Origin of the sequence: Bacillus sp. JJ675 (assembly GCF_036963165.1) — a bacterium.
GTDB lineage: Bacteria > Bacillota > Bacilli > Bacillales > Bacillaceae > Bacillus > Bacillus glycinifermentans.
In genome coordinates, this window is the sequence record NZ_JBALMR010000007.1 from 68,709 (window position 1) to 87,375 (window position 18,667).

The 18,667-nt window shown below is 43.6% G+C and carries 14 protein-coding genes; 9 read left to right on the forward strand and 5 right to left on the reverse strand.

The genetic code is table 11. The annotated features are described in order from the left end of the window. Positions 1–14 precede the first annotated feature (14 nt). Positions 15–1,181 (reverse strand): ROK family transcriptional regulator, encoded by a 1,167-nt coding sequence (locus V7126_RS01215; RefSeq protein ID WP_046130559.1) that lies wholly within the window; start codon positions 1,179–1,181, stop codon positions 15–17. Between the two features lie 462 nt (positions 1,182–1,643). On the opposite strand from V7126_RS01215, the gene V7126_RS01220 reads away from it, so the two are divergent. The 5 genes from V7126_RS01220 to adhE all read left to right on the forward strand — a co-directional run bounded on the left by V7126_RS01220 (position 1,644) and on the right by adhE (position 9,686). Then, positions 1,644–2,375 (forward strand): GntR family transcriptional regulator, encoded by a 732-nt coding sequence (locus tag V7126_RS01220; protein ID WP_175075929.1) that lies wholly within the window; start codon positions 1,644–1,646, stop codon positions 2,373–2,375. Further along, on the forward strand, positions 2,368–3,906 hold the full coding sequence (gene gntK, locus V7126_RS01225; protein ID WP_175075928.1) for a gluconokinase: 1,539 nt from the start codon (positions 2,368–2,370) through the stop codon (positions 3,904–3,906). The genes V7126_RS01220 and gntK overlap by 8 nt, the downstream gene beginning before the upstream one ends. 19 nt (positions 3,907–3,925) lie before the next feature. Continuing rightward, a complete protein-coding gene (locus tag V7126_RS01230) occupies positions 3,926–5,272 on the forward strand; it encodes a GntP family permease (protein WP_046130562.1) in 1,347 nt (448 codons plus the stop codon). Positions 5,273–5,294: 22 nt separating this feature from the next. Beyond that, the gene (gene gnd / locus V7126_RS01235) at positions 5,295–6,701 is read left to right on the forward strand and encodes a decarboxylating NADP(+)-dependent phosphogluconate dehydrogenase (RefSeq protein WP_175075927.1); all 1,407 of its coding nucleotides are present in this window, start codon (positions 5,295–5,297) and stop codon (positions 6,699–6,701) included. Between the two features lie 381 nt (positions 6,702–7,082). After that, positions 7,083–9,686 carry a bifunctional acetaldehyde-CoA/alcohol dehydrogenase gene (gene adhE, locus V7126_RS01240; RefSeq protein ID WP_046130564.1) on the forward strand — a complete coding sequence of 868 codons (2,604 nt, stop codon included), beginning with the start codon at positions 7,083–7,085 and terminating at the stop codon, positions 9,684–9,686. Positions 9,687–9,703: 17 nt separating this feature from the next. Here the strand turns inward: adhE and V7126_RS01245 are convergent, their stop codons facing one another. Then, on the reverse strand, positions 9,704–10,333 hold the full coding sequence (locus tag V7126_RS01245; RefSeq protein WP_046130565.1) for a hypothetical protein: 630 nt from the start codon (positions 10,331–10,333) through the stop codon (positions 9,704–9,706). 270 nt (positions 10,334–10,603) lie between these two features. Here V7126_RS01245 and ahpC point away from each other — a divergent pair, with 270 nt between their 5' ends. Further along, the gene (gene ahpC / locus V7126_RS01250; RefSeq protein WP_046130566.1) at positions 10,604–11,167 is read left to right on the forward strand and encodes an alkyl hydroperoxide reductase subunit C; all 564 of its coding nucleotides are present in this window, start codon (positions 10,604–10,606) and stop codon (positions 11,165–11,167) included. A gap of 13 nt (positions 11,168–11,180) precedes the next feature. Continuing rightward, the gene (ahpF, locus tag V7126_RS01255; RefSeq protein WP_046130567.1) at positions 11,181–12,710 is read left to right on the forward strand and encodes an alkyl hydroperoxide reductase subunit F; all 1,530 of its coding nucleotides are present in this window, start codon (positions 11,181–11,183) and stop codon (positions 12,708–12,710) included. Between the two features lie 414 nt (positions 12,711–13,124). On the opposite strand, the gene V7126_RS01260 is transcribed toward ahpF, so the two are convergent. After that, positions 13,125–14,138: a hypothetical protein gene (locus V7126_RS01260; protein WP_335496104.1), complete on the reverse strand. Its 1,014-nt coding sequence runs from the start codon at positions 14,136–14,138 to the stop codon at positions 13,125–13,127. Positions 14,139–14,337: 199 nt separating this feature from the next. Between V7126_RS01260 and V7126_RS01265 the strand changes: the two genes are divergently transcribed. Together V7126_RS01265 and V7126_RS01270 are read left to right on the forward strand one after the other, a co-directional pair. Further along, complete coding sequence (locus tag V7126_RS01265; protein WP_175075922.1) at positions 14,338–15,954, forward strand: DUF2075 domain-containing protein; 1,617 nt, start codon at positions 14,338–14,340, stop codon at positions 15,952–15,954. 2 nt (positions 15,955–15,956) lie between these two features. Further along, on the forward strand, positions 15,957–16,268 hold the full coding sequence (locus tag V7126_RS01270) for a nucleotide pyrophosphohydrolase (protein WP_006639775.1): 312 nt from the start codon (positions 15,957–15,959) through the stop codon (positions 16,266–16,268). 325 nt (positions 16,269–16,593) lie between these two features. Here the strand turns inward: V7126_RS01270 and V7126_RS01275 are convergent, their stop codons facing one another. Both V7126_RS01275 and V7126_RS01280 read right to left on the reverse strand, forming a co-directional pair. Beyond that, entirely contained in the window at positions 16,594–17,145 is a 552-nt protein-coding gene (locus tag V7126_RS01275) for a DEAD/DEAH box helicase (protein ID WP_335496159.1), read from the reverse strand. 89 nt (positions 17,146–17,234) lie between these two features. Next, complete coding sequence (locus V7126_RS01280) at positions 17,235–17,867, reverse strand: hypothetical protein (protein ID WP_335496109.1); 633 nt, start codon at positions 17,865–17,867, stop codon at positions 17,235–17,237. Positions 17,868–18,667: the final 800 nt, after the last annotated feature.

Sequence of the window (18,667 nt, forward strand, 5' to 3'; positions counted from 1 at the left end):
GGTTCAGCCTTTTTTCAAACCGGATCAAATAATTCGATTAACAGCAAGGAAACGGCGCCGAGCAGTGTCGCATCATCGCCAAGCTGGGTGACGGCCACCTTTGTCTGCTTCGCTTCGGCTGTCAACGCCCGCTGCTGAATCGTCTCAAGAATCGCCGGCATCATGAATTTCTCGCTCTTCATGACCCCGCCTCCAAGCACAATTTTGTTCGGATTGACGAGATGAATGAGGTTGATTAAGCCGATCCCGATCATCCTGCCCGTTTCGCGGAACAGGTCAATGCAAGCCTCGCTGCCGTTTTGCGCCAAATCGAATATTTCTTTAGCCGTAAGGCGGGCGTCACTGTCCGTTATCCGCTTTTTCCCCCGTTCGGCAATTGCAGGGCCGCTTATGACCGTTTGAAGGCAGCCCCGGTTGCCGCACTCGCAAGTGTCGCCGTTGACATCAACGATCATATGGCCAAATTCTCCGGCGATTCCGTGTGCCCCATGATACAGTTTTCCGTTCATCACAACACCTGCACCAACGCCGCGACCGATGTTGACGGCAACCATGCTGCCGTCGTCGCCGTGGCCGCCAAACCACGATTCGCCCAATGCCATCGCCCGCGCATCGTTTTCGACCTTTACCGTAAAGCCAAACTCTTCTTCAAGCGCTTCTTTGATCGGGACGTCGGTTAAATGCAAAATAGGCGCGACGAGCGAAGTCCCCGTTTCAACGTCGACCACCCCGTGCATCGCGATCCCGATTCCGATGATTTTTTCCTGATCGGCATTGGAAAGACGCAAGATGGTATAGATATTTTCCTTTAGAATACTGATAAACTGCTCATTTGTTAACGGTTTTTTCAGCAAACTTGACGTTCGGTGAAAAATCTCGCCGGTTAAATCGGTTAGTATACATTCCACCGTCTCGGGCCCCGCATCGACCCCAATCACGTAAAACGCGCCGCTGTTGATATGCAGCATCGTCGGCTTCCGCCCGCCGCTCGAATGGCCGAGTGCGCTCTCTGTGACCAGGCCCTGCTCTATCAGCTCTTTGACAATGCTGCTGACCGTAGGCGGCGTGATGCCCGTTTCTTTGGCGATTTGCGCCCGTGAAATAGGTTCCGACGTACGAATTTTATTTAAAATGATCGATTTATTGACTGATTTCATTAATTGAAATGTGCCGCGCTGCATGGAAAACCTCCAAGTGAACATATCATTGGATTTATTGTAACATAATTAGTTAATTTAATTAATGAATGGATATTTATAATCAATTGCTAGTCCTTTAAAAAGGCTGTCGAAACCATTACAAGATTTCGCGACTTACTTGAGAGATCAGGACCTTTCTTGCTAATGAATTCTGAAGCACAACCACTATGCTCTCGAAAGTTTTAATTCTTAACCTTTCATAAAAGCCCCCTTCCTTCCTGCTCCTTGCCTCCTATCAGCTTTGTGTATTCATTTTTCTATTATAATATTCACCCTCCTCTCCAACCTTTTATTTTACAATTAATATAGATGCTGGAATCACTTAAGTCTCCTCTTCTGGAAAAAATTTTTCGAAAAATTAGAAATGAAAGTGTTTGCACAAATATAAAATTAGAGTTATCATACTTGTATACAAGTATACTCATTGTGTGGGAAGGTGAGTTTATGATCGAATCAAATGACCTTTTATATCCCGTCAAATGGCTTTCAAAAGCTTCAACAGGGGTTCGCGTGGCGAGCGAACTGAGGATGCGGATTATTTCCGGAATGATTGAAAGCGGTACCATTCTGTCTGAAAATAAAATTGCTGCCGATTTTTCGGTAAGCCGCTCCCCCGTACGGGAGGCTCTGCGGACATTGGCAACCGAAAAAATCATCCGGCTGGAAAGAATGGGCGCAGTTGTCATCGGCCTAACGGAAAAAGAGATCAGAGAGATTTACGATGTCCGCCTTCTGATCGAGACATTCGTCTTTGAGCGGCTTGTCAGAATAGACACCGATCAGTTAGTCAAGGATCTTCGCAAGATACTGGAAATGATGAAAGTCTCGATCAAATACGAAGATGCTGATGAGTTCTCATATCAGGACGTTTTGTTCCATGAGACGATCGTCCGCTCCATCAATCATTCGTACATTCAGATGATATGGAATAATTTAAAACCCGTTATGGAGAGCTTTATTCTGTTGTCGATGCGGGCCCGTTTAAAAGAAAAATACGAAGATTTCACAAGAATTTTTGATAATCACGAGCTTTATATTCAAGCGATCGAAACGAAAGATCGGGCTTTGATGATAAAGTCCTTACATCAAAATTTTGATGATGTTCAAGATAAAGTAGAAGATCTTTGGCTGTCGCAACAAATGCTGACGAAGGGAGCTGAACAGGAAAATGACTAGTTACATGTTAGGCATCGATATCGGCACAACGAGCACGAAGGCCGTTTTATTCAGCGAAAACGGGGACGTGATCCAAAAAGAAAATATCGGCTATCCGCTTTACACACCGGATATCTCAACGGCTGAACAAAAGCCGGAAGAGATTTTTCAGGCGGTGATGCAAGCGGTTGCCGGCATCATGAAACATCACCAGAAAAAAAAGATATCATTTATTTCATTCAGCAGCGCCATGCACAGCGTCATTGCCATGGATGAAGACGGACGGCCGCTTACGCCCTGCATCACATGGGCGGACAACCGAAGCGAAGGCTGGGCGCGCAAAATCAAGGACGAATTGAACGGGCACGAAGTCTACAAACGGACCGGGACGCCGATTCATCCGATGTCGCCTTTAAGCAAAATTGCCTGGATTGTGCATGAACATCCTGAAATCGCTTCCAAGGCAAAAAAATATATCGGGATCAAAGAATACATCTTTCATAAACTTTTCGGTCAATACGTGGTCGATTATTCACTTGCTTCGGCCATGGGGATGATGAATCTCAAAAAGCTGGATTGGGATGAAGAAGCATTAACGATCGCAGGCATCACACCTGACCATTTATCTAAACTCGTGCCAACGACAGAGATCTTTCGCAGCTGCAACCCGGATATCGCGAGGCAGATGGGAATTGATCCGGAAACGCCTTTTGTCATCGGGGCAAGCGACGGCGTGCTGTCGAACCTTGGCGTCAATGCCATTAAGAAGGGCGAGATCGCAGTCACGATCGGGACAAGCGGCGCCATCCGCACGATCATCGACAAGCCGCAAACCGACGAAAAAGGGCGAATCTTTTGCTACGCCTTGACGGAAAAGCATTGGGTCATCGGCGGTCCGGTTAACAATGGAGGAATCGTGCTTCGCTGGATCAGAGATGAATTTGCCTCTTCAGAAATCGAAACGGCGAAAAGACTGGGAATCGATCCATACGACGTGCTGACCAAAATCGCCGAGCGCGTAAGACCCGGTGCCGACGGCCTGCTGTTCCATCCATATCTCGCAGGCGAACGCGCTCCTTTATGGAATCCGGATGTGCGCGGTTCATTTTTCGGCCTGACCATGTCCCACAAAAAAGAGCACATGATCCGGGCCGCATTGGAAGGGGTCATCTACAATTTGTATACCGTATTTTTGGCGCTGACAGAATGTATGGACGGTCCCGTCGCAAGGATTCAAGCGACAGGGGGATTCGCGAGGTCTGCCGTTTGGCGGCAGATGATGGCCGATATATTCGAGTCTGAAGTCGTCGTTCCGGAAAGCTATGAAAGCTCCTGTCTCGGCGCGTGCATTTTAGGTCTGTACGCCATGGGAAAAATCGAATCTTTCGATGTCGCATCCGGCATGATCGGCAGCACCAACCGGCATACGCCAATTGAAGCTTCGGCGAAAGAGTACCGGAAATTGATGCCGATTTTCATCAATTTATCAAGATCATTGGAAAACGAGTATGCACAAATTGCAAACTATCAAAGAAGCTTAATAAACGAATAAAGGGAATGGAGGCGCTATCATGCCATTAATCATTGTAGCAATCGGGATTGTCGTATTATTGCTGTTCATTATGGGATTAAAACTTAACACTTTTCTTTCCTTAATCATCGTTTCGTTCGGCGTTGCTTTAGCGCTCGGCATGCCGCTTGACAAAATCGTCAGCACGATTGAGGAAGGATTGGGCGGAACGCTCGGACACATCGCTTTGATTTTTGGACTCGGCGCCATGCTTGGCAAACTGATCGCAGATTCAGGGGGCGCGCAGCGCATTGCAATGACTCTCGTCAACAAATTCGGCGAAAAAAATATCCAATGGGCGGTCGTGATCGCCTCATTCATTATCGGTGTGGCTTTATTCTTTGAAGTAGGACTGGTATTATTAATTCCGATTGTATTCGCGATCTCAAGAGAATTAAAAATTTCAATTCTGTTCCTCGGCATCCCGATGGCGGCCGCCTTATCCGTCACGCACGGCTTCCTGCCGCCGCATCCGGGGCCGACGGCGATCGCCGGGGAATACGGGGCAAACATCGGGGAAGTACTACTGTACGGCTTCATTATCGCAGTTCCGACGGTGCTGATCGCCGGACCTGTATTTACGAAGCTTGCGAAAAAAATCGTACCCGATTCGTTTACGAGAACAGGAAATATCGCGTCTTTAGGCGAGCAGAAAACGTTCAAACTTGAAGATACGCCCGGTTTCGGAATCAGCGTGTTCACAGCAATGCTTCCGGTCATCATCATGTCCATTTCTACGATCATTACGCTGCTTCAAGAAACGATGGGGTTTGCAGATAATAGCATTCTTGCAGGTATTCGTTTGATCGGCAATGCATCTACGTCAATGATCATTTCTTTATTAGTCGCGGTTTATACGATGGGCATCGCCAGGAACATTCCGATTAGAACGGTAATGGATTCCTGTTCGACAGCCATTTCGCAAATCGGGATGATGCTGTTGATCATCGGGGGCGGCGGCGCCTTCAAACAAGTATTAATCAACGGCGGGGTAGGCGACTACGTGGCCGAATTGTTCAAAGGCACGTCGATGTCGCCGATCCTGCTTGCCTGGTTAATCGCGGCGATCCTGCGCATTTCTTTAGGCTCCGCCACAGTCGCAGCCTTATCGACGACGGGGCTCGTCATTCCGATGCTTGGACATTCTGACGTCAACCTTGCCTTGGTCGTGCTCGCTACCGGGGCCGGAAGTGTAATCGCTTCCCATGTGAATGATGCCGGATTCTGGATGTTCAAAGAGTACTTCGGTTTAAGCATGAAAGAAACATTTGCGACATGGACATTGCTCGAAACGATCATCGCTGTAGCCGGATTAGGATTTACGTTATTGCTAAGTCTATTTGTATAACATTATTGAAGGAGCTGGAATTATGGTCAATACAATTGGCGTCATCGGCCTTGGAGTGATGGGCAGCAATATTGCCTTGAACATGGCCGGCAAAGGAGAGCAAGTCGCCGTCTACAATTACACAAGGGATTTAACCGATAAACTGATGGAGAAAATTGAAGGACAGCCTCTCAGCCCGTACTACGAGCTGAAGGATTTCGTCCAGTCTTTAGAAAAGCCGCGGAAAATCTTTCTCATGGTAACAGCGGGCAAAGCGGTCGATTCAGTGATCGATTCATTAGTGCCGCTGCTTGAAGAAGGCGATGTCATCATGGACGGAGGCAACTCCCACTACGAAGATACAGAACGAAGATACGACAGGCTGAAGTCTGAAGGAATCGGCTATTTGGGAATCGGCATTTCCGGCGGCGAAGTCGGAGCGTTAACAGGTCCTTCGATCATGCCCGGGGGAGATCGGGACGTCTATGAAAAAGCTGCTCCGATCTTGACAAAAATCGCAGCCCAAGTCGGCAATGACCCTTGCTGCACCTACATCGGGCCGAAAGGAGCCGGACACTTCGTGAAAATGGTCCATAACGGGATCGAATACGCGGATATGCAGCTGATCGCAGAAGCCTATACATTTTTAAGAGAAAAACTGCATCTGTCCATCGATGAAATCGCCGACATTTTTGAAACGTGGAATCAAGGCGAACTGAAAAGCTATTTAATCGAAATCACTGCCGAAATTTTAAGGAAAAAGGATGACCGGACAGGCGGTCCGCTGATCGACGTCATCCTTGATAAAACAGGCCAAAAAGGCACAGGCAAATGGACGAGCATGCAGGCGATCGACAACGGCATTCCGTCGTCCATTATCACGGAATCGCTATTCGCCCGCTACCTGTCATCTTTAAAAGAAGAGCGGGTGGCTGCGGAAAAAATTCTCGCCGGTCCGGCGGAAGAAGACTGGCATCTGGATAAAAACGTGTGGATCGACTACGTCAGACAGGCATTATATATGGGAAAAGTGTGCGCCTATGCACAAGGCTTCGCCCAGTATAAAATGACATCAGAGCTTTACGGATGGAACCTGAAGCTTTCGGACATCGCTCTGATCTTCCGCGGCGGCTGCATCATCCGCGCCGAATTTTTAAACCTGATCAGCGAAGCGTACAACGAGCAGCCCGACCTGTCAAACTTATTGATCGCACCTTTCTTTGCAGAAAAGCTCAAAGACTACCAGACAGGACTTCGGAAAGTCGTCTGCGAAGGTATCACTTCAGGCATCTCGTTCCCAGCCTTGAGCACCGCTCTATCTTATTATGACGGCTACCGGACGGGCCGCTCCAACGCCAGCCTGCTGCAGGCACAGCGCGATTACTTCGGCGCCCATACGTATGAGCGGACAGATATCGAAGGTGTGTTTCACACAAAATGGAATGAGTAAGCTTTTTTGAAATAAAACTGCACCCGATTGTGTTAACAATCGGAAGTGCAGTTTTTATTATTTTAAAATAGTTTTTTAATGACTTATGATCTAGTCGTGCTAATCGAAAGCGCTTTCCAAAAAATACACTCTTAAGTAAATCTTCCCGTTTTTACTCATGTTTCATACTTTGTTCAACATTTCACAAATTATTATATTAAATCCGTGCTATGATAAGATTCATAAAAAACAAGAAGTGAGGTGTCATGAGGAACTTTATATTCTCACAGCAAATCCCCATATCGCCATAAAAATTTTTAACACCATTTGTGAAATGTTTCACAAATCTAAGCCGTTGCACTCTTTTCGGAAAATCCTATCACTTCATTGGAGGGTTATACAATGGCAGTTGAAGAAAAGGAAATTAAACAAAAAATAAACGTTTCAAAAATGATTGACCGTTTAGTCGACAAGGGTCTTAAAGCATTGGAAGAATTCCGCAGGTTTGATCAGGAACAGATCGATGATATCGTCAAACAGATGGCGCTTGCCGGCCTTGATCAGCATATGCACCTTGCCAAGCTTGCTGTAGAGGAAACAAAACGCGGCGTATACGAAGATAAGATCATTAAAAACATGTTTGCCACAGAGTATGTCTATCACAATATCAAATACGACAAAACCGTCGGAATCATCAGCGAAAATGAACACGACGGAGTCATTGAAATTGCCGAGCCTGTCGGCGTCATCGCAGGGGTTACGCCGGTGACAAATCCTACTTCCACGACCATGTTCAAATCCCTGATCTCGATAAAAACAAGAAATCCAATCGTGTTTGCTTTCCATCCATCCGCTCAAAAATGCAGCATTGAAGCTGCAAGGATTTTGAGGGATGCGGCCGTTCAAGCAGGGGCGCCTGAACATTGCATTCAGTGGATCGAAACGCCGTCGCGCGAAGCAACCCAAGCTTTGATGACTCATCCGAAGATTTCCCTGATTCTTGCCACAGGAGGGGCCGGAATGGTGAAAGCCGCTTACAGCTCAGGCAAACCGGCTCTCGGCGTCGGACCGGGAAACGTCCCATGCTACATTGAGAGATCTGCGAACTTGAAACAAGCCGTCAACGACCTGATCTTATCAAAAACGTTTGACAATGGAATGATTTGTGCTTCAGAACAGGCAGTCATTATCGATAAAGACGTTTATTCAGACGTGAAAAGAGAACTGACTTCCAACAATTGCTATTTATTAAATGAGGCGGAAATAGCAAAATTGGAAAAATTGGTTATCAACGAAACGACCTGTGCGGTAAACCCTGACATCGTCGGAATGCCGGCTTATAAAATCGCCGAAATGGCCGGTATAAAGGTTCCGGAGGATACAAAAATCCTCGTCGCCGAATTAAAAGGCGTAGGACCGGAATACCCGCTTTCAAGGGAAAAATTAAGTCCTGTGTTAGCCTGCTACAAAGTAAGCGGACTCCAGGAAGGGTTAAAACGGGCCGAAGAAATGCTGGAATTCGGCGGCATCGGACACTCCGCGGTCATCCATACCAGCGACCGTGAAGCCATTGAGCAATTCGGTTTACGGATGAAAGCCGGGCGGATCATCGTCAACGCGCCGTCTTCCCAAGGAGCGATCGGCGATATTTATAATGCCTACATGCCTTCCTTGACGCTCGGATGCGGCACTTACGGCGGGAACTCCGTTTCGACAAACGTGGGTGCGGTTCATTTAATCAATACGAAAAAAGTGGCAAAGAGGAATGTCAATATGCAATGGTTTAAAGTACCGCCAAAAATTTATTTTGAAAAACATGCAACGCAATATTTAGCAAAAATGCCGAATATCTCAAAAGCGTTTATCGTGACAGACCCGGGAATGGTGAAGCTTGGATACGTCGACCGCGTCCTTCACTATTTAAGAAAACGCCCGGATTACGTTCATTGCGACATTTTCTCCGACGTAGAACCTGATCCATCAATCGAAACGGTGATGAACGGCGCCCTGGCGATGGCCAAATTCCAGCCTGACGTCATCATCGCGCTTGGCGGAGGCTCTGCAATGGACGCCGCAAAAGGAATGTGGATGTTCTATGAGCACCCTGATGCTGAATTCTTTGATTTAAAGCAAAAATTCTTAGACATCCGCAAGCGCATCGTCAAATATCCGCCATTAGGCGAAAAAGCAAAATTCGTTGCTATTCCGACGACATCCGGCACCGGCTCTGAAGTTACCTCATTCTCCGTCGTTACAGATAAAGAGGCGAATACGAAATACCCATTGGCCGACTATGAACTAACGCCGGATGTGGCGATCATTGATCCGCAGTTTGTCATGACCGTGCCTAAGCATATCACGGCTGATACCGGAATGGACGTCTTGACGCATGCGATTGAATCCTATGTATCCTGCATGGCCAACGACTATACCGACGGCTTGGCAATGAAAGCCATCCAGCTTGTATTTGAATACTTGCCGAGAGCGTACAAAAACGGCAGCGACGAAATCGCCCGCGAAAAGATGCACAATGCATCAACAATCGCCGGCATGGCATTCTCCAATGCGTTCCTGGGCATTAACCACAGCCTGGCCCATAAATTAGGCGCGGAGTTTCACATCGCCCACGGACGCGCAAATGCCGTGCTTCTCCCGCACGTCATTCGCTACAATGCGGCTAAACCGACAAAATTCACGGCATTCCCGAAATACAATCATTTCGTAGCCGATCAGCGCTATGCGGAAATCGCCAGAACGCTCGGCTTGCCGGCCAAAACAACCGAAGAAGGCGTCGAAAGTCTGATCCAGGCCGTCATCTCGCTTGCCAAAGAGCTTGATATCCCGATGAGCCTCAAACAAAACGGCATAGATGCCGCTGAATTTGAAAGCAAGATCGATATCATGGCAGACCGGGCCTTTGAGGACCAATGCACAACAGCCAATCCAAAGCTTCCGCTAGTATCCGAATTGGCTGAAGTGTACCGCTCTGCATTTAAAGGCGTTTAGAGATTCCAGAGCCATCCTTAAGAGGATGGCTCTTCCGTTAAGGAGCCGATCCATACATTTCCCGCCTTCACTTTATACAACACGTCATGATCGTAAGTCACTTTTTGATAAGAAGCGTCTTTTATATCGAGAATATCTTCCCGGGCGATAAGCCCGGCTGCCGCGTCTTCCTCCATTTCTGAAAGCCAGCAGTGGTGAGCATCAATATGCAGCTGCCAATCAAAACGGTTCAGCTCGTGTTGCAGCGGTTCAAATCGTTTCATAGGGAACGATTGACCTCTTTTCTGCTTGTCAAAAGCACCGCTGTAAAAATCGATCGCTTCTTTATAGACGACCACAATCTGCGACCTGATAAAATCGTGTTCAAACAGCCAGATTTTCAAATAGAAATCTTCATTCTCGGCCTCCATTTGCCTGTGCCATTCATCATAAACATCAATCATGGCTCTTACTAACAAACGGCTATACCAAACAGGAGGATTCACGTTTGGAATACCGTAAAAAGGGTATATCCACAGTTTTGCATAATCCCTGTGACGGTCTCTGACATGCTCCATATCCAGCCGAAGATGACGCTCCTTCCACACGTCAATTTTTCTTTTATGCCTTTTCCAGCCCCTGATTTTTTTCTTTGTTGATCTGTACATATCATCCCTCTTGTAACCTCAAATACACTTACTAATTGAGAATCATAATTTTTAACACGATTGTAACAATTAAAGCTGAAACCCGGTACAACCCTTTCACTTCGCAAGATAAAACAGAAACAGATGCAGAAATAAACATAAAAATATAGTTTTTCTGCCTTGACAAATAAAATATATTATTTAATAATTTGTACATGATTAGAATTATTTTAGATAACTAAAGTTTTAACTTTTGTTATTTATTACATTAACATATAGGAGGACGATATTATGTCTCTAATCGGAAAAGAAGTAAAACCATTTGCAGCGAAAGCTTACAAAAACGGTGAGTTTATCGATGTAACACACGAGGATCTGAAAGGTCAATGGAGCATTTTCTGCTTCTATCCGGCAGATTTCTCATTCGTATGCCCAACTGAGCTTGAAGATCTGCAAAACCATTACGCTGCCCTAAAAGAGCTTGGCGTTGAAGTGTACTCTGTTTCTACTGACACTCACTTCGTACACAAAGGCTGGCATGACAGCTCTGAAAAAATCGGCAAAATTACTTACGCGATGATCGGTGACCCGTCTCAAACGATCTCCCGCAACTTTGAAGTACTTAACGAAGAAGAAGGACTTGCTGACCGCGGAACATTCATCATCGATCCAGACGGCGTGATCCAAGCTGTTGAAATCAACGCCGGCGGTATCGGCCGTGATGCAAGCATCCTGATCAACAAAGTCAAAGCGGCACAATACGTTCGCCAAAACCCAGGTGAAGTTTGCCCGGCTAAATGGGAAGAAGGTTCTGAAACCCTTACGCCAAGCCTTGACCTGGTAGGCAAAATCTAAGGAGTGCATTCAATTGGTACTTGAAGCAAATATCAAAGCACAATTAAACCAATACATGCAGCTAATTGAGAATGACATTGTTCTCAAAGTTAGCGCAGGCGAAGATGACGTCTCAAAGGATATGCTGGCTCTCGTTGAAGAGCTGGCATCCATGTCATCCAAAGTCACTGTCGAAAAAGCGCAATTAAACAGAACGCCAAGCTTCAGCGTCAATCGTGCCGGAGAAGAAACCGGCATCACATTCGCCGGTGTACCGCTCGGACACGAATTCACTTCATTAGTGCTGGCGCTTTTGCAAGTGAGCGGAAGACCGCCTAAAGTCGATCAAAAAATCATCGATCAAATCAAAAACATCAGCGGCGAATACCACTTTGAATCTTATATCAGCCTGACGTGCCACAACTGCCCCGACGTTGTCCAAGCTTTGAACATGATGAGCGTGCTCAACCCGAATATCACACACACCATGATCGACGGCGCGGCATACAAATCTGAAGTTGAAAGCAAAAACATCATGGCAGTGCCGACCGTATTCCTGAACGGCGAATCATTCGGAAGCGGCCGCATGACAATCGAAGAGATTCTTGCGAAGATGGGCAGCGGCACAGACACCTCTGAGCTTTCTGACAAAGATCCGTTCGATGTCCTTGTCGTCGGCGGCGGTCCGGCCGGTGCAAGCGCAGCGATCTATGCGGCCCGCAAAGGCATCCGCACAGGCATTGTCGCTGAACGCTTCGGCGGTCAGGTCCTTGACACGATGAGCATCGAGAACTTCATCAGCGTAAAACGCACCGAAGGACCGAAGCTCGCAGCAAGTCTTGAAGAACACGTGAAGGATTATGATATTGACGTCATGAATCTTCAGCGCGCAAAACATCTCGAGAAAAAAGATCTGTTCGAGCTTGAACTCGAAAACGGCGCTGTTCTGAAAAGCAAAACCGTGATCCTTTCAACAGGAGCGCGCTGGCGCAATATCGGCGTACCCGGCGAACAAGAGTTCAAAAACAAAGGTGTCGCATACTGCCCTCACTGTGACGGACCATTGTTTGAAGGCAAAGACGTAGCCGTCATCGGCGGCGGCAACTCCGGAATCGAAGCAGCGATTGACCTCGCAGGCATCGTCAATCATGTCACTGTTCTTGAGTTTGCGCCGGAGCTGAAAGCTGACGAAGTTCTGCAAAAACGTCTCTACAGCCTCCCTAACGTGACTGTCGTGAAAAACGCACAGACAAAAGAAATCACAGGCGAAGAAAACGTAAACGGCATCACGTACGTAGACCGCGAAACTGGAGCGGAAAAACACGTCGAACTCCAAGGCGTCTTCGTCCAAATCGGTCTCGTACCAAACACGGAATGGCTGCCTGAAACCGTCGAACGCAACCGCATCGGCGAAATCGTAGTCGACAAACGCGGCGAAACAACCATCCCAGGCCTGTTCGCTGCAGGCGACTGCACAGACAGCCCGTATAACCAAATCATCATTTCGATGGGATCTGGTGCGAATGCTGCGTTAGGAGCGTTTGATTACCTGATTCGGAATTAATCTATAAAAAACGCTATGCTGAAGTTTCAGCATAGCGTTTTTCTGTATTCCCGCAATCACGGCTCATTAGATTATGCCAATGGAAGCCATCCCTCAAGCAGCGCACCTCGGCACGGAGGCGTCCTCTCGGCAAGTAATCATCTTGTAGTCATAACCCCTTACAATAGAATACATTTTCTCATCTTCTTTCTAAATAATTTGGTACTATAGATATAAATAGTGTTAATATTAGTCATCATGAATAGAGGTTACTTAAAATGGAAAAAGAAAAGTCTTTTATGAACTCAACTGCTTTCTTTATCATCATTTGTATGTTAGGCGGGATACTTTTTCTTTTAACAAAGTGAGTTTAACTTACATCTATATTACAATGGTGCAAGAGAATACTCCCTTGCACCAAAAATAACACGTCATTTACTTATAATAATTATAATCATTAAATGTCGCGATCATATCGTTTTGCGTCCCGCTTTTTCCGCGATTCGTATTAAAGTAAAGCGTCCCGTCATCAAAATCGACACCCTCTATCTCAAAAAGCGTGTAAGCACTGCTTGTAATTCTGAAAGATAAATCGCTGCGAGTAAACAGTTCCTTCGAAAAATCCGGAATCAGGTTTGTTTTTTGCTCTTTAATCATTTCATTGATATTTAAAGGATACGTCAATATAATGCTCACATTCGAAGCATTGCCATTGCTGTCCGGTTTTGTCAGCGGCACATACAATGTCCCCTGGTAAAAGGAGATTCCTTGCTGAATGAAATTGGAAACATCCATTGTCTGATGATTCACAACCGCTTTCGAATAGTTTAATTTAAACGTTGCTTCATAGTCAAATTTTCCGGTAGTATCATTGAATGTCCCAATAAAAAACCTTTTTCCAGATCTTACGATAAATTTATCTGTCCCAACCGAGTATGTGATACCGCCAATCGACAAATTCGAACCTTGATAATTCAGCACATACGTTTTAGCCACTTTATAAGTATTTTTCGTTGTATCGATGCTGAGCTTCACGATTTTATCGGCATACTTAGTGCCGTCAGACATCGGCGCCACATAAACGCTGACGTTTTTATCGCCTGCAGAAGCTTTGACAGCCAAGTCATTGGCGTGTCCTAAATCATAGCTCGTGGTATTGGTATCCGAATTTTTAAGAAGTGTAACGGTTCTATTGCTTGCCGTACCGCTCATTTTAACAGAGAATAACTGCGTCGTGTGATTCGCATTATTCAATTTTGCAGCGTAAATCACATTGTTATTACGGTCGACGCACATCCCCTGCATCGCCGTGAAATACCCCGGATTTGACATGGAAACATAATCGGTATACGTATTAAAGTAGCCTGATTGCGCATATGCAGCCGCCCCCGCAAAGCTGCTGAGAGCTAAGATAACCGATGTTATGAAAACTTTTGGTTTTTTAAACACCCTGCCATCCCCCCTTAAATGATTTCCATATTATATCCTTGAAGGAATATTGCGTCAATATAAGGATTGCTGTTTCCTTTCAGTCCCCCGCCTTTCTATGCGATATGCCCTCAGAAAACTTCCTGTTTGTTAAAATTTAGATTAATTTATCATAAATATGGTACTATTATTTTAAAAAGGAGATTTAGAGGCAGAAACAATGAATGAACTTGTGTTTGAAAAGAGAGAATTTACTCCAGACCATGTGAATGTTGTAAAAGCAATGCATATAAATAACTATCCGATTGTATATATCCTTTATAATGAGCAAAAGAAACCGACTGCATATATTGGGCAAACGGTTCAAGCTGCACGGCGTTTGAAAAATCATATAGATGATGAACAGCGAAAGAGTTTGAATCGCTTTATTTTAATCGGCCATGAGAAATTTCATCAGTCTGCGACGTACAATATCGAGTCAAATCTAATTAACTATTTTATTGCCGATAACCGCTACCAGCTGCAAAACGTAAGCCAGACCAGATCCAGGGAAATGCACAACTACTATCAGAAACCCTTTTATAATGAAGAGATCTTTCAAGTCATTTGGGAGAAACTTAGAGAAGAGAAAATTGTGGGCGATTCCCTTGAAAACCTTAGGAATAAAGACATTTATAAGTTATCTCCCTATAAGGAACTCTCGCCCCAGCAGCTTGATATAAAAAATAAGATCCTTAATTTCTGTAAAGAAAATATACAGAAAGAAGGAAATCATGTCATTGTCATTGAAGGAGATGCCGGTACAGGTAAAAGTGTCTTATTAAGCTCTCTGTTTAATACGATTCAAGATTTGGCTAAGAGCGAAGACCCTTTTTTGGGAGAAACAGATAATTACTTGGTGGTGAATCACAGCGAAATACTGAAGACTTATAAAAACATCGCAAACAGCTTACCGAATTTCAAGAAAAAGATTTACTTGAAGCCAACACCATTTATTAATGAGAAAACTAAGACGGGAGCAATAGCAGATATCGTATTAGTTGACGAAGCTCATCTGCTTCTGACACAGGAAGATTCCTATAACAATTTCCGCTGCCAAAACCAACTGGATGAGATCATTAAGCGCAGTAGAATTACAATTGCCTTCTTTGATCCAAAACAAGTTATAAAGATTAGAAGTTATTGGAACGACAGATTGCTCGAAGAAATCATCAATCAGTATGATGCAAAGACTGTGAAACTTACGGATCAAATGAGAATGAACGCCAATCCAGAAACGATGAAGTGGATTGACAGCTTTGTTGAAAAGAAAGTTCTTCCCTTGCCGACTGAAGGCTCCTCCTTCGAGCTAAAAATATTCGAAGATGCTGCTGCGTTTAAGAAAGTCATTGAAAATAAAAACAACAAAGACGGGCTCTCTCGGATTGTCTCGACCTTTGATTATTTACACATCGTTGATGAAGAAGGAATTAACATGCCATGGCACAGCACCCAGAGTAAGGTTTCATGGGCCGAAAATCCGAATACCATTAAAGAAGTCGGCTCCATTTATACCGTGCAAGGGTTTGACCTAAATTACGTCGGCGTCGTTCTTGGCCCCTCCGTGAGCTACGATGAAGAAAAAGACGAACTATTAATTGATACTTCCAAATACAAAGATACAGGTGCATTCATTTCACGTACGGATTTGTCGCCGGAAGAAAACCAGCAAATTAAAGAAGAAATCGTATTAAATTCAATAAATGTCCTGATGAAACGGGGCATCCACGGCCTATATATTTATGCAACAGACCCTAAATTAAGAAAGAGACTACTTGAGTTAGAAAGGGGAAAATGATCATGAGTGATATTCAAAGCCTTATTAACGCAATCAATGAATTCAGAGATGAACGAAACTGGAGACAATATCATAACCCAAAGGACCTCGCCATCTCCATCTCCATCGAGGCAGCAGAACTGCTCGAAGACTTCCAATGGATCAGCAGTGAAGAAGCACTCAAAGCAAATAAAGAAAACATCCGTGAAGAAATCGCAGATGTTTTGATCTACTCATTCATGCTGTGTAACGATCTTGGATTGGATGTAAAAGAGATTGTAGAAGAGAAGATTGTGAAGAATGGGAGGAAGTATCCGGTTAAAAATAATGGTTAAGACACTCCTTGTCATTTTATTAACCAAGGATTTTTGTTGATATGGTGGACCATCTTTCCTAATAGATATTGAAACGTCGGCAAAAAGCAGCCTGGAGGTGTCAGGGGAGCTAGCAAAACAAAATCACCATTCTAACAACAATTGCCCGCCCGGCTACTTCGAACGAGCCACCAAAGGCAATGTCCACGGCTATCTGCTCAAAGACAGAGAGATCGACGAACTCGTAGACGCCATCCGCAAGGTGAACCCACTGCCCGAACCGAGCCGGAAATCCTGAGATTGGCGCCTTTTGGAAGACGAAAAAAGTCACCTCCGGGCTGTTCTATCAGACGGGACATGGTGAATGATGAGCTTCATCAATAATAATCATATCGAAAAAGTCCTTAGATACCTGTTCTAGTAAACTATTTCGACTTCTAGATTGTAGTTTATGTACATTTAGAATTACAATATTGGCATAATCAAGATCACTCTGTTTGATATATTTATCATATTCTACTACGATAGGTAATTGATCAAAACTATTAAAGACACGTTGATTCATCCAGAAGTTCGTCGGGTTAGTTGGATCTAATGAATCAACTACATGATCCTTAATAACTAGTTGAGGGGTAATGATAAGAACCCGTCCATCACTAATTCCAAAAGGAGCTAATGCCATTACTTCAGTTTTCCCTGTACCAGTGGGTAAAATTACCACAGCATGTTCATTGCCTTTAGATGACTTGAAATGAGTATAAATATCGTAATAAGCTAATATTTGGGGTTCCCAAAGACGAACATTATCAGCAATAAAAGGATTTGATTTTTGGAAAAATTTAATATCAAAGAATTGTCCAGCGATACTCTCAAAACTCCTCCTATCATAATTTCTAATGTACTAAATTCAACTTTGTAACGGTTATTCCCTTTAATTTTAGTATAATTTAGCTTATAAATAATTAATATTATCAAAATACCTCTTAATCAGAATACATTTTTCCTATCCAAAACAAATTGTTTCTGATTACTTGATAGACAATCCCAGATACGCTTTAATTTCCAATTTTCTAAACTCAATAATTGTTCTTTTTCACGATTTCTTCTTATTGTTAATTTAAAATGGGCCTTTTTAAAGTCAATATTTGCCCTTTCAAGTCTCCATATAAGGAGCGTTAACTGATTCGGCGTAAACGCTTTTCTTTCCTTGAAATATTCGATAAAATTTTCTATGTTAAACTCATGATCTTTTGCAGCTAAAGCTACTAAAGTATTTAATACACTTTTTTCCTTTGCTTCAGTAACAAGTCTACTCTTGTCTTTGATTACTTTTTTCTTTGCATCATCAAATGATAGTTTCTTACCTGACCTATCTATCACCGAAATTTTAAATCTCATAATACATTCTGATCCAATCAATAGAGAATTGTTATTTAATTTATTAACAATTTCAAATTGATATCTTATATTAGGCTGATCACATAACTCACATGTCTCATCTGCAACTTCTACATCATACATACTACCTTCGTATACCCATTCATCAAGAGCTTTTCTAATATTATACTTTTCATTACTCAATGGAAAGATATTTTTCTTGACCCTTTCAACCCAGTTCATACTACCACCTCTTATTAGGTAACGCCCTCACATCATCTGGTATATGCTCTTACCTTGGAACAAATCAAAACCAATAATATCTGCTAACTAACGGCTTACAGCAATTACGATGTAATCTATAGGTGAAGACATATTGTTAAATTTTAATCCAACAATCTTGACAAATTAAATCAATCGGCACACAGTATAGTATCAAAGGTAACATTGATTTCTAACAGAACTATTAGTGGGAATCAGCTTAGTCATTAAGAGGCAAACTCCAGTTTATATCGAAAGTACTAGTCGTCAAGTGACTCGAATTAATCTTATTTTTGATTTTACTCTAGAGTCCCTTCAAGGAAGCACAGAAGTAATTCGCCATAGATTGACTGACATTAATTTCATTTTCATTGCACCAATTGATACATCCTCTATGGATTAGCCACTTTCATTGGCAGAAACGTTAAGGCGTGCGCTCGAATCCCTTAGTATTTTCCCCTGCTTATGATAAGGCTCACCACGATGTGTCTAAATGAGGTTTAAATATTATTTTAACAAACAATATTTTATAAACAAATCATGCTTCAAAATAGGTAACCACTTTTCAAAAAATAATTACTTTAATTTTTAATATATCCCAAAAAGCAACAAAAAACTAAGTGAATAAAATTACCTGGTTTTTGCACTTATTTAGACCATCCAATTAATTTTAAAAAATAGAACTAATAAATTGCAACTCATTTTCAAGCTCTTCTTTAGAAATTTTTTCAATTTTATAATGTGATAGCTGTAATTCTAATAAATAATTTACTAAATTATTT

Excerpts from the sequence above, each read along its gene's own strand:
- V7126_RS01215 (WP_046130559.1), bottom strand. The coding sequence starts at position 1,181 with ATGCAGCGCGGCACATTTCAATTAATGAAATCAGTCAATAAATCGATC.
- V7126_RS01220 (WP_175075929.1), top strand. The coding sequence starts at position 1,644 with ATGATCGAATCAAATGACCTTTTATATCCCGTCAAATGGCTTTCAAAA.
- gntK (WP_175075928.1), top strand. The coding sequence starts at position 2,368 with ATGACTAGTTACATGTTAGGCATCGATATCGGCACAACGAGCACGAAG.
- V7126_RS01230 (WP_046130562.1), top strand. The coding sequence starts at position 3,926 with ATGCCATTAATCATTGTAGCAATCGGGATTGTCGTATTATTGCTGTTC.
- gnd (WP_175075927.1), top strand. The coding sequence starts at position 5,295 with ATGGTCAATACAATTGGCGTCATCGGCCTTGGAGTGATGGGCAGCAAT.
- adhE (WP_046130564.1), top strand. The coding sequence starts at position 7,083 with ATGGCAGTTGAAGAAAAGGAAATTAAACAAAAAATAAACGTTTCAAAA.
- V7126_RS01245 (WP_046130565.1), bottom strand. The coding sequence starts at position 10,333 with ATGTACAGATCAACAAAGAAAAAAATCAGGGGCTGGAAAAGGCATAAA.
- ahpC (WP_046130566.1), top strand. The coding sequence starts at position 10,604 with ATGTCTCTAATCGGAAAAGAAGTAAAACCATTTGCAGCGAAAGCTTAC.
- V7126_RS01265 (WP_175075922.1), top strand. The coding sequence starts at position 14,338 with ATGAATGAACTTGTGTTTGAAAAGAGAGAATTTACTCCAGACCATGTG.
- V7126_RS01270 (WP_006639775.1), top strand. The coding sequence starts at position 15,957 with ATGAGTGATATTCAAAGCCTTATTAACGCAATCAATGAATTCAGAGAT.
- V7126_RS01280 (WP_335496109.1), bottom strand. The coding sequence starts at position 17,867 with ATGAACTGGGTTGAAAGGGTCAAGAAAAATATCTTTCCATTGAGTAAT.